The sequence below is a fragment of the Vibrio sp. 10N.286.49.E11 genome (assembly GCF_041469505.1).
Lineage (GTDB): Bacteria > Pseudomonadota > Gammaproteobacteria > Enterobacterales > Vibrionaceae > Vibrio > Vibrio crassostreae_C.
Window position 1 is genome coordinate 1 of sequence record NZ_JBFRKQ010000041.1, and the last position, 13,795, is coordinate 13,795.

The window sequence follows — 13,795 nt, forward strand, 5'->3', positions numbered from 1 at the left end:
CTTTAACTGATCGGCATTACCCCTAAACGGGGCTTTTTTGGACGAAAAATTGATTTGACCACATATTATTGTTGGTTCTCTTTTTCCGTAAAGATGCCAGCAAATAGGGCTGTGCTTAGGTAACGCTCACCAGAGCTTGGTAGTACAGTAACGATAGTTTTTCCTGCAAATTCAGGTAGTTCGGCGATTCTGTTTGCTGCTACAACTGCCGCGCCAGATGAGATGCCTGCAAGAATACCTTCTTCTTTCATTAGGCGTTGAGCCATCTCAATCGCTTCTTCAGAAGTTACCGATTCAACACGGTCAATAATCTCTAAATCTAGGTTTCCAGGGATGAAACCTGCACCGATACCTTGAATTTTGTGTGGAGCTGGTTTGATTTCTTCACCTGCAAGTGCCTGTGCAATCACTGGAGACTCAGCCGGCTCAACCGCGACTGAAGTAATCGCTTTGCCTTTTTCACCTTTAATGTAACGACTCGTACCAGTGATAGTACCGCCCGTACCAACACCCGCTACAAACACGTCGATTTCGCCGTCTGTTGCTTCCCAAATTTCAGGACCAGTCGTCTGCTCGTGAATCTGTGGGTTAGCAGGGTTGTTGAACTGTTGAAGTAGTAGGTATTTGTCTGGGTCTGAAGCAACAATCTCTTCTGCTTTAGCAATCGCGCCGTTCATGCCTTTTGGTGCTTCAGTTAGCACAAGGTTTGCGCCAAGCGCTTTAAGCAGCTTACGACGTTCTAGGCTCATTGATTCAGGCATAGTTAGCGTTAGTTTGTAACCGCGTGCTGCTGCTACGAATGCAAGTGCAACACCTGTGTTACCACTGGTAGGTTCAACAAGCTCGATACCTGGCTTAAGCGTACCCGCTTTTTCTGCTTCCCAGATCATGTTTGAACCGATACGACATTTAACACTGAAGCTTGGGTTACGAGCTTCGATCTTAGCTAGGACGTTACCTTTGCTTACTTTGTTAAGGCGGACTAGAGGTGTGTTACCAATCGTTAGGGTGTTGTCTTCGTAGATCTTGCTCATGCGATATTCCTTCATTTAATGACAGAACTAAACGTAGTATATCAATCACTTTACCGTCTAGTGTCTTTCGATGTTTGTTCAGCTTGAATTTAGATTAAACAAGTTGAAAAAAAGGTAAAAGGATTAAAAAGTTATATCATATAGATATGTAGCAGAATTGACGCCTATCTTTATTGAAATCAGAACTTCAAAAAGATAGGCGAAACTAGGAAGTGTAGAAAGGGTTAGAGACGAGAACTATAGACGAGAACGTAGAGCTTGGTCTTTAAACTCAGCAACCCACATTGCTGTCGCGCCACAAACGGCAACGGGCATCACAATCAGGTTTAAAATTGGAATAGTAGTGAACACAGAAACAAGCGCGCCAAAGCTGTAGCTCTTACCTTGTTTTTGTTTCAAATTGTTTCTCATGTCATCAAATTTGATTTTATGGTTATCGAACGGGTAGTCGGCGTATTGAATCGCTAACATCCATGCTGTGAAAATGAACCATAAAAACGGAGCAACGGTTTGCCCTAGTGCTGGAATTAACAAAAGTAGGAATAAACCGATCGCTTTTGGCAGAATGTAGACAAGCTTGCGCCATTCTCTCGCTAATATACGTGGGGTATCTTTGAGGACATCAAGTAAACCATCGTCATTAACTTTTTTACCGCTCAACAACTCTTCAACTTTTTCCGCGAGTAAACCGTTGAACGGTGCGGCAATGAAGTTAGCGAGCGTGCTAAAGAAATACGAGAATGTGGCCAAGACGGTTAACACAAGTAATGGCCATAAAATGTATGACAACCACGACAAGAAACTTGGCAATGCACCAATCCAACCTTCAATCCAAGTGTTTAGGTTGGAGAAGATATAAAACAAGGCACCACCAACGAGTAACACGTTCGCGATAAGTGGCATTAGTACAAACTTACGAATGCTCGGTGATAAAGCGATTTTTATTCCGAAAATAAAATAGCCAAAGCCGGAGCGGGGAACAGATTCAATAGTCATATTTAAATTAGGTCACATGTGAATTTGGTTAAATAGCAAACATGTCTAGTGTACTCGACCGAAATTAAGAAAAAAAGCGTGGTGAAAATCACACCATGTAAGGAACTAATTGTATTAAGTTGTTCTAAAACAGTGGCTACTTTTGATAGAGTAGTGAGATTAGCCAAATTAACCCAACTTAGTGACAGCGTGTTTATAGCTAGTTGACTAAGAAAGCTGAGAGCGAAAAATGCAGGAATTGCGATTTGTACTCATTATTGTTGGCGCATTAGCTATCGCCGCATTATTGTTCCATGGTCTATGGACGAGTAAAAAAGAAGGGAAAGCAAAGTTTGGAGATAAGCCGCTCGGTAAGCTTGATAACGACAGCTTAGATGAAGCAGAAACTATTCCAAACCGTTCATTCGCCCCAGAAGATGATTTTGAGATAATCCGAAAAGAACGTAAAGAGCCGGATTTTGCTGTTTCACCCTCTGATACTGATCCGCTGATCGACTCAGATCCGCTAACAGCGCCACAAGCGAAAGAAGCTTACGAAGATGATATCGAATTAAATGATCTTCCTTCTTTCAGCGTAGAAGACCCAATTAAGGTTGAAAGTGAACCTGAAGTGATTGAGGAAGAGAAGGACGTTGAGCCTGAAGTTCCAAGCTTTGAGTTGACTGACGAGCAAAAAGAAAACCATGCCGGCTTTAAAGAGCAGTACGGTTCGTTTGAAGAGCCTTCTGAAACAGTTGATGAGCCAGTCGTTCCAAACGAAACGCTTACTCAAAGAGAGCCAGTTGTAGCGAAAGAAGTCGTGACTCCGCAAAGTGCGACTGTTGAAGAAGCAAAACCAGATGAAGAACTTGGTTTAGAAGTGATCGTTCTTAATGTTCACTGTGCTGGAGAGATCCCATTCGTTGGTACTGAACTTTTCCGCAGCATGGAGAACAACGGTTTAACTTATGGTGAGATGTCTATCTACCACTGCTTTGCACAATCTACAGATGCACCAAAGGTTATTTTCAGCGTTGCAAACATGATGCAGCCAGGAACGCTAGAACATGATGATCCTGCTGACTTCACGACTAAAGGTATTTCGTTCTTTATGACGTTGCCTTGTTATGGTCAAGCTGATCAAAACTTCAATGTGATGCTGAGTACGGCGCAGAAAATTGCCGACGATATGGGCGGAAACGTGTTGGATGAGTCACGCAACTTAATGACACCAAACCGTTTATCTGACTACCGCAAGCAAATCAGAGACTTTATGACGGCATCGAATACCTAGCCGTATTGTTTAGCCTTGTAAATAATCTATATTTATAGAAAAGGGCTCCTAAGGGAGCCCTTTTTGATATTTCAATCACGATAGAGAATGATATGAAAGAATCGATTCAAGTTACCTTAGAGCAGTTAAGAGAAACTCTGCATTATCACGCCGTTCGTTATTACGTAGAAGATAGCCCTGAGATCCCTGATGTCGAGTACGATCGATTAATGCAGCAATTGCTAAAGATCGAAGAAGAGAACCCGGAACTAGTGACGGTAGATTCTCCGAGCCAACGTGTTGGTGGTCAGCCTCTCGATGGTTTCACTCAAGTGACTCATGAGATCCCAATGCTTTCTCTGGACAATGCTTTCTCTGATGAAGATTTGGATGCGTTCAATAAGCGAATGTCTGATAGAGCGCCAACCGCTAACCTCAAGACTTTCTGTTGTGAACCTAAGCTTGATGGCCTTGCAGTTAGCCTACTCTATGTGAATGGTATTTTAGTTCAGGCTGCGACACGTGGTGACGGTGCGACGGGTGAAAACATCACTGAAAACGTGCGTACGATCAGCTCTATCCCACTTAAGTTACAAGGTGAAGGCTGGCCGCAGCGTATTGAAGTTCGTGGCGAAGTGTTTATGCCAAAAGCGGGTTTCGATAAGTTGAATGAGATGGCGTTGAAGAAAGGCGAGAAAGTATTTGTTAACCCACGTAATGCCGCCGCAGGTAGCCTGCGTCAGCTTGATTCCCGTATTACTGCGAAACGTCCGCTAGCTTTCTACGCATACAGTGTCGGTGTTGTACAAGGCGCTGAGCTATCAAATAGTCACTACCAACGCTTTTTACAGCTTAAAGGTTGGGGCTTACCTATGTGCCCCGAGACTAAGCAACTGAGCTCTCTCGAAGACGTGAAAGCCTATTACCAAGATATTATGACTCGTCGTGATGCTCTGGCTTACGAGATTGATGGCGTTGTTATCAAAGTCGACGATATCGCGGCTCAAGAAGTGCTTGGTTTTGTTGCACGAGCGCCACGTTGGGCAATTGCTTATAAGTTCCCAGCTCAAGAAGAGATTACACTGCTCAATGACGTTGAATTTCAGGTGGGCCGTACTGGCGCTATTACGCCGGTTGCTAAACTTGAACCTATCTTCGTTGGTGGCGTGACGGTCAGCAATGCCACTTTACACAATGCCGATGAGATTGCGCGTTTAGGCGTGAAGGTAGGCGACAGCGTTATTATTCGCCGTGCAGGTGACGTTATTCCACAAATAGTGGCTGTTGTACTAGATCGTCGCCCTGAAACGGCTAGAGACATTGTTTTCCCTGATGCTTGCCCAGTATGTAGTTCTGCGGTTGAGCGTGTAGAAGGTGAAGCTGTAGCGCGTTGTACTGGCGGTTTAGTCTGTCAGGCGCAGCGTAAAGAAGCACTTAAACACTTTGTTTCTAGAAAGGCGCTAGACGTTGATGGACTGGGCGTGAAAGTTATTGAGCAGCTTGTGGACCGTGAAATGGTCGAAACACCTGCTGATTTATTTAAGCTAAGTGCTGGCGTGATTACTGTTCTTGACCGAATGGGGCCTAAATCGGCACAGAACGTCGTGAGTGCGTTGAATAAAGCTAAAGACACGACGTTAGCGCGTTTCCTCTATTCACTCGGTATTCGTGAAGTCGGTGAGGCGACTGCGATGAACTTAGCGCAACACTTTAAGACGTTGGAACTGGTTCAAGCAGCTACTCATGAACAATTAGTTGAAGTGTCAGATATTGGTGACATCGTTGCTAGCCATATCACCAGCTTCTTCTCACAAGAGAAAAACAGAGCGGTCGTCGATCAGCTGATAGAGCTAGGTGTGAATTGGCCAATCATCGAAGAAGCTGCCGATGACCAAGAGCTACCATTAGAAGGTAAAGTCGTTGTGTTAACAGGCTCATTGTCGCAATTAGGTCGAAGTGAAGCTAAAGCTGCGTTACAAGCATTAGGTGCGAAAGTGACGGGTAGCGTATCGAAGAAAACGGACATCTTGTTTGCCGGTGAAGCTGCGGGTTCTAAATTAACTAAAGCACAAGATTTAGGTATCGAAATAAGAACAGAAGAAGATCTAATAGCCCTTATTTCGTAAGTAAATACAGATAAAAAAAGCTCAAAGGCACTCATTTCAAGGGAGTGCCTTTTTTGTTTCTGATATAAAAATGTGGGCTTTTTAATTGTTGAGAATTTTGTTCCTATACGAACTCTAAAATCAGGACAGTGACGCTGCTCAATATTAATGAAATACCATTGTAGTTGTATAAAAAATGCGAGTCATATCTATTTTTACAAAGTGATGATTACCTCAAGTTATTGAATTTATTGGTGTTGATTTTGTTTTGGTGAGGATTTTTCTATTTATCGATCTGGATCACTAAGTACCTATTAAATTTGCACCAACTCATATTTTTTTAGATGAAAATTAAGTTCTCATTGATCTTTTTGAGGGCGAAGTTAGTCTTAATGCCATGGATGCACATGATGTGTATAACCAGAAAGGAAATAGAGAATTCAGAGTTTAGGGTTCTCAAACAAGAAAAGGTATTTCTCTCTACGGCGGCCAACTTTAGGCGGGGAATATTCAAACAGCTATATCCATTTTTAGGAGTTTTATTCCATGGAAAACAAAATTTTCAAACGTACTCTACTAGGTGCATCTGTTGCACTTTTATCGACAGGCGTAATGGCGAAAGAAGTTGGTATCAACTCTGACTTCAACGTTGACGTTTACGGTGTTGCAGCTATCTCTCTAGTGAACTACAACACAACTGACAACAATGACTCTAGCTCTGGTTACGCAGTAGAGAACGAATCTCGTATCGGCTTCCGTGCTCACAAAGATATGTTTGAAGACGTTACTATCACAATGCAGATCGAATCTGGCTACGTAGATAGCACAGACTGGTCTCACGGTGGCGTTTCAGGTGGTGTTCTAGGTTTCCGTGATACGTTCGTTGGTGCTTCTGGCTCTTGGGGTAACCTTCGTGTGGGTCGTGTTCTTACACCACTATACGAAATCGTCGACTGGCCATTCTCTAACCCTGGTTTAGGTTCTGTATTCGATTGGGGCGGCATCAACGGTCACTACGATCGTCAATCTAACCAAGTACGTTACGATTCAGCTAAATTTGGTGGTTTCTCTTTTGCAGCTTCTGTTGGTCGTGATGATAACGACAACGGTGGCGGTGCAGCGACTCGTGATGCAAACTTTGTTGGTGCAAGTGCTAAGTACAGCTTCGAAAAAGTAACATTCATGGGTGCGGTTGAATCTGGTACTCGTGTAGTAGCGGAGACTGGTGGTGAGTATGTTGTAGCTCAAGAAGACATTAAAGATGCAAACGGCAACGTAACTACGCCTAAAGGTGAAATTTACCTAACTGATACTGTAGCTGGTTACGATGACGATACATTCGCATACATCGTAGGTTTTGAAGCTAGTCTACCAGCTGGTTTCGGTATCGCAGCAGCATATAAAGGCGAAGAGCTAGATAACGGAATCCGTAAAGTGACTCAAGATTCTTACTCAATCATTGGTCAATACTGGAATGGTCCAATCGGTTTCAAACTAGGTTACGCAGCTAACCTTGAGTCTGAAACAAATGGTTCTAAAGATGCTAACTCAGACAGCAACACTATCTCTGGTCAGCTAATGGCTGTTCATAACGGTTTCGTACCTTACCTACGTGTAGCGGGTCGTACTGTTGGTGACGCTGATACAGATATCGTAACTCGCGTTGGTCTTGAGTACGGTTTCTAAGCTAGAATCTTTAGCTTAAACAGTTAGATAAAAATCAAAACGCTGGTAAATTTTGTTTGCCAGCGTTTTTCCATAGTGAACATAAGGAATTAGTCATAATGAATAAAGTTAGTGTAGTTGTATTATCATTATTTTTGGGAGCTTGTAGTTCACTCGATTCACAAAGTAATTTTGCAGACTCAGTTGCTGATGTGCAGCCCAAAGGTGGTTACATTAAAGTAACCGGTCAATCTTACGTAGCAGAAAATAGAGCAAATGTAGGCGCAGACATTCTCAAGTCGTCGCTTTACTTTACATACAATAAAGAAGTAACACCAAATACTGCCCCAGAATCTTCAATTACTATGGACGTGAGTTACTTCCAAAGTTACAAAGAGTACGAAACGGTTAGTTTTTTTGGTAAAACGATAGAATTAGAAGATAGACAAGTACCAAGAGAAAGCTGCAGCGAGCACTGTACTAAGACTCAATATATTAAGTTTCCATTAAGTGACGCTGATATTCAGCAAGCAAGACAAAAGAATTTAGAATTTACGCTTGAAGGCCAAAACTCAGTCATGAGCACGACTTTTATCGTACCAAAGGCGTATATCGACACAATTTATAACGGTGCAAATAATCATACAGCTATCGCGGTTGCTCCAGTCGCGGCTGTTCCAGTAGCAGCAGTAGTTGCTGAAGAGCCAAAAGCATCACAAGCACAAGAGATGGTGAATTACTGGTATGGTGAAGCAACCAAAGAAGAGCAATCTGCAGTAACAGATTGGGCATTCAAGAACCGTAAGAACGCTAACCCAGCATTACTAGAAGGCTCAAAAGAGATCGAAATGGTTTCATACTGGTTCAACAAGCTAGATAGTGAAGAAAAATCTCAAACTATTATTTGGTTGTTAGAGCAAGAGTAAGCCTTTAACGTTACGCCCTAACTATGTTTTTCAACCGCAGTATTGTATAACAGCAGTACTGCGGTTTTTCATTTTAGGCTTACAGGTAAGATTGTGAATATTGGTGAAGTAGCGAAGCGTGTTGGTACAACAGCGAAATCCATTCGTTTTTACGAAAGTAAAGGCATGATGAGTCCTCCACATCGTTCAGAAAACGGCTATAGGCAATACGGCGAGATTCACATCGAACAGTTGGAGTTTGTACTAAGAGCTAAAATGGTTGGATTTACCCTTGATGAGTGTAAAGCACTAGTTGATTTGGCAATGAACCCCGATAGAGAAAGCTACGAGGTAAAAAAGAAGGCAACGCAGAAGTTAGACGAAATAGAGTTGAAGCTTGCTGAATTAAATAAGATGAAAGCTCAACTGCAATCTTGGGTTCATGATTGCCCTGGTGATGCTTCAACGGAATGTCCTATCTTAAACAATTTATCTGGCCGCAGTTAGGTTATGTCAGCTAAAAAGAATCGTCAGGCCGCAATTACATTACTAGCCTGACTTTAGTCTCCTATCACAGCACTTTTCCGCCGTAATGTTTACAGATCAGCAATGGTACGTGAGTGACTGCATTACCATCTGAGCATTTTACAATTGGCCCCATGTTTCCGTTACCAGGAGACTGACTGCTCGCGAGAGCACTTCCGAATGATAAGCTGAAAATAGCCGTTAGAATGATTAAAAAATGTCTCATACAAACTCCATTAGGTTTATCTCTGATTGAGATAAATGAAAGTATGGACAAGGGAAAGAAAATTTCAAAAATTGGACGGACTTAACATTTTTAATAATTATAATTAAGCGAGAGTCAGGCTAATTATTCATATATATCTTGGGCAAGAAATCTGGCTTTCTTATACCTTTTTAGCTTAATCAAACTTTTTAGCTTTACGAAATAAGAACTTATTTTTTTTTCAATTCAATCTATCGCAATGATAATTCGAATATTATTAAGGTTCAAAAATAGAAAAAGCCTGCATTTATTGAAAATGCAGGCTTCATATAGCTCTTGTTTATAAAGGTTCTATTATTAGAACGATTCCGTCTAAAGCGACAATCTTAATTTCGGTTCCAGATGGAATATCTTGACTGGCCTTTGCTGACCAAGAAGAGTCACCGAACTTAATTCGACAGCTACCTTTCTTTACGTCTTCACTTAAAATAACGGTTTGACCTACCAATTGCTTTTCTCTTTGGTTTAACTCTCGCCCTGCATCCGATTGCTTGTCATTCGAGAGTTGTCTTCTCCACCACAACCAAGTGGTAATAAGAGAGAAGCTAGCAAAGGACAGCCATTGCATCTGCCAACCAATTGGTAATGCTCCTAATAGGGCACCGACCAGCATGGCAGATATGCCTATCCATAAAAAGTAACCAGCGGTTCCAATTAGCTCAAGCGCTAACAATGCTAGACCAAACGCTAACCAATGCCAGTGGTTTACTTGTTCTAGTAATTCGACCATAAGTTAGTCCTTACTACCTTTGTCATTCTTATGTGCAAACATCTCCGCGATACCCGCTACAGAGCCCATAAGGCCAGTTGCTTCGAGTGGTAGCATGATGATCTTGCCGTTTTCTGCTTGGCCAATTGATTTCAGTGCGTCGGTGTAGCCTTGTGCTATAAAGTAATTTACAGCTTGCATGTCGCCTTGAGCAATCGCCGTCGATACCATTTCTGTCGCTTTCGCTTCTGCTTCTGCAGCACGTTCACGAGCTTCGGCTTGAAGTATTGCAGCTTGTTTTTCACCTTCCGCTTTCAGGATTTCTGACTGCTTGTGACCTTCTGCTTTTAGGATCTCTGCTTGTCTTACGCCTTCTGCTTCTAAGATATCAGCACGTTTGTTTCGTTCTGCCTTCATCTGAGCATTCATTGCAGCGGTAAGATCGGCTGGTGGTTGTACGTCTTTAATCTCAATACGCGTAACTTTTACGCCCCAAGGATTAGTTGCTTCATCGACGATGTTAAGCAATTTGGTATTGATCATGTCACGCTGGCTGAGCATTTCATCCAGCTCCATTGAGCCAAGTACAGTACGGATATTGGTGAGGGTTAAGTTACGGATCGCGTGCTCAAGGTCATTTACTTCATAAGCTGCTTTAGGGGCGTCGATAACCTGAACAAAACACACCGCATCAATAACTACGTTCGCGTTGTCTTTAGAGATGACTTCTTGTGCTGGGATGTCGAGTACACGCTCCATCATGCTGATGCGCTGTCCAACTTTATCAATAAATGGAATGATTAAGTTAAGACCCGGTTTGAGAGTATGTGTGTATCGTCCGAAGCGTTCAACGGTCCAGTTGTTGCCTTGTGGAACGGTTTTTACACCAGCGAAGATAAATAACAGTGCGACGGCAGTAAAGACGCCAATAGTAATCAAGGTATCAATAGGCATACAAAGTCCTTTGCAAGTTTAAGTTTTTGATAGTTCAGTATTGATACTGGCTCATATTTAAATTCTGAGCAAATTTATAAACGAGAAATGGGCCATAAAATATTGATTTTATGGCCCATTTTACATTCTATTATGCGATGAACTAATTGATTGAATTGTCAATTTTCGATGTTTAATCTAACGCTTTTTAGGTTTAACTAGTAAAGCAGAGAGTACAGTTGTCGACGGTACTTACTGGCAACTGGGTTACCTTGTCCAAGCGCACTCAAGATGTCCATGAACTCTTTTCTCATGTCACCATCGAGAGCATTAAGATCTTTGGCTAGGAAAGACCATAATAGATCCATAGCTTCTTCACTGCGGTTCACTTGGTGATATTGCAATGCTAATTCAGATGCCGTTTTAGCGTCGCTCGGGTTTTGCTGAAGAGCGGCTTCTAATGCTTGTATTTCAGGGCTGTCGGCTGCCTGCTTGTGAAGCTCAAGTTTTGCGACTAAGCCTTTGTAATAGTTGTCTTGGTACTCAAGAGGGATGGTTGCTAGCTGAGCTTCAGCAAGGTCAAATTGTTGCGTTTCTAACAAACACTCTGCGATCGCCAGTTTTACTTCACCTTTATTCGTCAGCTCTGCTGGGAGTTGCTGCATTGCTGCTAGTGCTTGTGTGTGCTCGCCAGCTTGCATTTGCTCAAGAGCTTGACGCAAAGCAAGTTCATCTTGGCTAGGAAGGTGCTTGCTGAGCATATCGACGATAGCTTCTATGCTTTGAGGGCCACCGAGCCCATCGACTGGCTGACCGTTAACAAACAGTGCAATAGTAGGCAGTGTTTGAACACCAAACTGGCTAGCAATAGCTTGCTCTTGTTCGCAATTGAGCAGGGCTAAGGTGAAGGCACCGTTGTATTGCTGAGTTAAAGTTTGCAGTTCAGGAATGACTTGGGCGCTCTCTTGGCTCATTGGTGCCCAAAAATGGATGAGTACAGGGGTCTGCATCGAACCTTCTAATACTTGACGAAAGTTCTGCTCATTAAGTTCAACAATATGCGGAGATTGCATTTACGTTCCTTGAGGTTTGTTTTGTGGATACGTTGCAAATATGGGGGGATTAGTCGGTAACTTCAAGATCTAACTCGGTTATCTCGGATAAAAAGAACCAAAAATAGAAAAACGCTATGCTTCGATGTTGATATAATTGTTATCTCAACATGGAAGGCATAGCGTTATCATCGAGGTAGTCAGTGAGGCGTTGCGTGAGATACTCAAAACAGTATAAACAGCGTAATTGCCAGACCCACACCTACCCAATTAAGGCGGTTTAAAGTCATGAGATTTCCAGAGTAGAACCATCAATTGGGAATAACTGATGGGATAGGATAATCATGACATCTTATTGTTACGGAAAAATTACATCGTTACATCAAAGTTTGCGACTCTGCATTCAAAGTTAGTAATTTATGCAGCTTTTCTCAAAATAGGGTCTAGCAAGCGACTCGGTAGAATCCTTTTCAATACCGCGAACACTTTAGTCGGGGTCGTAACTCGGTATCTTAGCTTGGGTTTGTCGGCGGTGAGAGCATGGAATACCGGCTCAATACAACTTTCTGGAGGCAGGACAAAAGCGTTATTCGATGATTCTTTTTCGAGTCGATCTTTTTGTTGTTGGTAAGCGTCTTGGTGGGCGCTGCCAGAAATGTTGATCCATTTATTGAACGCTTTCAAGGCATTGGTTCTAAATTGAGTCTCAATTGGCCCTGGTTGCAGTAATGAGATCTGTATACCGCTGCCATGCAGTTCTAATCGTAAGGTATCTGTCCAACCCTCAATCGCGAATTTAGAAGCATTATAAGCACCACGATACTTCATGGCTGCAAAACCTAATACGGAACTGTTTTGTACGATTCGACCTTCGCCACGCTCGCGCATGTGCGGAAGGATCTGACAGACGAGATGATGCCAACCAAAGAAGTTGGTTTCGAATTGTTCTCTGAGTCCTTGGGTCGGTAAGTCTTCTAGCGCACCTGCTTGACCGTAAGCACCGTTATTGAATAATCCATACAATCCATTAGGTGCGAGATCAATAGCAAGCTTGGCGCCATGCTCAATACTTTCTTGGTTGGAAAGATCTAATTGAATACAGGTGAGGCCTTCATCTTGAAGGCGTTGAACATCTTGTGGATCACGACAAGATGCAATGACATGAAAACCACGCTTTTGAAGTGCATGAGCACATGTATAGCCAATACCTGTTGAGCAACCGGTAATCAGAATCGACTTGTTCACACTTAATCCTTTATTAGAGTCTCTATCGCTCTAGGGTAAAGAATTAGTCTTGATGTTGTAACAAGTTTTTTAGTGCTGGCTCGATTCTTGAGTAACTAAAGATGAATCCCATCTCAGTGAGTTTCTTCGGCTTGGAGCGAATGCTGTCAAATAGCAAACAAGATGATTCCCCCATGAGAATCGACATTGCCCATTTCGGCGTGAATAAGAAATGCGGTCGGCCTAATTGTTTCGCTAACGTGCTGCTGAACAGTTTGTTGGTCACAGGGTGAGGGGCACACATATTGAATTCCCCTTGAGCGTGAGGGATAGACAACAAGTGATTGATGGCTCTCACCATATCGAGAATGTGAATCCATGGCATGTACTGCTCACCTGAACCTATTGGACCACCGACGCCGAGTTTATAAGGCAATAGCATCTTCTTGAGTGCGCCGCCATTCTCGCCAAGTACAACCCCTGTTCGCAGTAGTATCACGCGTGTGCTTTCTGATTGTGCTCTCTTGGCTATCTCTTCCCAGTGGGCACAGACTTTATGAGGAAAGCCTTCATCTTCTACTTGCAGTGACTCGTCAAACGGGTGCTGCTGTTGATCGCCATAGTAACCCACGGCTGAACCGCTAATAAAAGCGTGTGGCGGGTTGCTACTGGCATGAATTAATTCGACCAGCTTTTCAGTGATGTGCCAGCGGCTGTTACAGATCCTCTCTTTTTGTTCTGTACTCCAACGCTTATCGGCAATCGGCTCACCCGCGAGGTTGACCACCACATCAAAGTCATTGAGATCACTGAGCTCATCAAGGGATTGAATGTAATGAAGGTTGTTCTGGTTGAGGTGATTTAGGTTTTGCTTCGCATTTTCAGGACTCCGCGTCAGCAATGTCACGTCGTCAGTGTTCCAACTCTTGACCAATTCAGAGCCAATAAATCCAGTACCACCCGTTAACAATATCTTCATACCAATCTCCCTATTAAACATAATTATAGACATGGCTCGTTTTTAGTCGCCAATCAATACGAAAAAATCACTATAACGATCATAAGGTTTCAATCGTGTGATGCCCAAATTACGCCTTTTTCAATTTACAAAGGAGTGAAATTAAATTCAT

General features: G+C 42.8%; 13 protein-coding genes. 5 read left to right on the top strand and 8 right to left on the bottom strand.

What is annotated here, in order from left to right:
- Window positions 1-65: 65 nt before the first annotated feature.
- Together cysK and cysZ are read right to left on the bottom strand one after the other, a co-directional pair.
- Window positions 66-1,034, bottom strand: coding sequence for a cysteine synthase A (cysK, locus tag AB4167_RS09230; RefSeq protein ID WP_017061934.1), 969 nt, complete (start codon window positions 1,032-1,034; stop codon window positions 66-68).
- Between the two features lie 237 nt (window positions 1,035-1,271).
- Window positions 1,272-2,030 (bottom strand): sulfate transporter CysZ, encoded by a 759-nt coding sequence (cysZ, locus tag AB4167_RS09235; RefSeq protein WP_029235129.1) that lies wholly within the window; start codon window positions 2,028-2,030, stop codon window positions 1,272-1,274.
- Window positions 2,031-2,259: 229 nt separating this feature from the next.
- Between cysZ and zipA the strand changes: the two genes are divergently transcribed.
- The 5 genes from zipA (at window position 2,260) to cueR (ending at window position 8,464) form a co-directional block, all read left to right on the top strand.
- Window positions 2,260-3,303 (top strand): cell division protein ZipA, encoded by a 1,044-nt coding sequence (gene zipA, locus AB4167_RS09240; protein ID WP_372129877.1) that lies wholly within the window; start codon window positions 2,260-2,262, stop codon window positions 3,301-3,303.
- Window positions 3,304-3,395: 92 nt separating this feature from the next.
- A complete protein-coding gene (ligA, locus tag AB4167_RS09245) occupies window positions 3,396-5,408 on the top strand; it encodes an NAD-dependent DNA ligase LigA (RefSeq protein WP_372100960.1) in 2,013 nt (670 codons plus the stop codon).
- Window positions 5,409-5,933: 525 nt separating this feature from the next.
- Window positions 5,934-7,073, top strand: a complete 1,140-nt coding sequence (locus tag AB4167_RS09250) for a porin (RefSeq protein ID WP_048660875.1) — start codon at window positions 5,934-5,936, stop codon at window positions 7,071-7,073.
- Window positions 7,074-7,171: 98 nt separating this feature from the next.
- Complete coding sequence (locus AB4167_RS09255; protein ID WP_372136433.1) at window positions 7,172-7,978, top strand: DUF2057 domain-containing protein; 807 nt, start codon at window positions 7,172-7,174, stop codon at window positions 7,976-7,978.
- Window positions 7,979-8,071: 93 nt separating this feature from the next.
- Window positions 8,072-8,464 (top strand): Cu(I)-responsive transcriptional regulator, encoded by a 393-nt coding sequence (gene cueR, locus AB4167_RS09260; RefSeq protein ID WP_048660873.1) that lies wholly within the window; start codon window positions 8,072-8,074, stop codon window positions 8,462-8,464.
- 64 nt (window positions 8,465-8,528) lie between these two features.
- Here the strand turns inward: cueR and AB4167_RS09265 are convergent, their stop codons facing one another.
- From AB4167_RS09265 to AB4167_RS09290, 6 genes are all read right to left on the bottom strand, one after another.
- Window positions 8,529-8,708, bottom strand: coding sequence for a hypothetical protein (locus tag AB4167_RS09265; protein WP_017061927.1), 180 nt, complete (start codon window positions 8,706-8,708; stop codon window positions 8,529-8,531).
- A 319-nt stretch (window positions 8,709-9,027) separates the two neighbouring features.
- The gene (locus tag AB4167_RS09270) at window positions 9,028-9,477 is read right to left on the bottom strand and encodes an NfeD family protein (RefSeq protein WP_017061926.1); all 450 of its coding nucleotides are present in this window, start codon (window positions 9,475-9,477) and stop codon (window positions 9,028-9,030) included.
- 3 nt (window positions 9,478-9,480) lie between these two features.
- Window positions 9,481-10,410: an SPFH domain-containing protein gene (locus AB4167_RS09275; protein ID WP_017063395.1), complete on the bottom strand. Its 930-nt coding sequence runs from the start codon at window positions 10,408-10,410 to the stop codon at window positions 9,481-9,483.
- 197 nt (window positions 10,411-10,607) lie between these two features.
- Window positions 10,608-11,462: a co-chaperone YbbN gene (locus AB4167_RS09280; RefSeq protein ID WP_372136434.1), complete on the bottom strand. Its 855-nt coding sequence runs from the start codon at window positions 11,460-11,462 to the stop codon at window positions 10,608-10,610.
- Between the two features lie 396 nt (window positions 11,463-11,858).
- Complete coding sequence (locus AB4167_RS09285; protein ID WP_017061923.1) at window positions 11,859-12,686, bottom strand: SDR family oxidoreductase; 828 nt, start codon at window positions 12,684-12,686, stop codon at window positions 11,859-11,861.
- Window positions 12,687-12,729: 43 nt separating this feature from the next.
- Window positions 12,730-13,644: a TIGR01777 family oxidoreductase gene (locus AB4167_RS09290; RefSeq protein ID WP_372136435.1), complete on the bottom strand. Its 915-nt coding sequence runs from the start codon at window positions 13,642-13,644 to the stop codon at window positions 12,730-12,732.
- Window positions 13,645-13,795 lie beyond the last annotated feature (151 nt).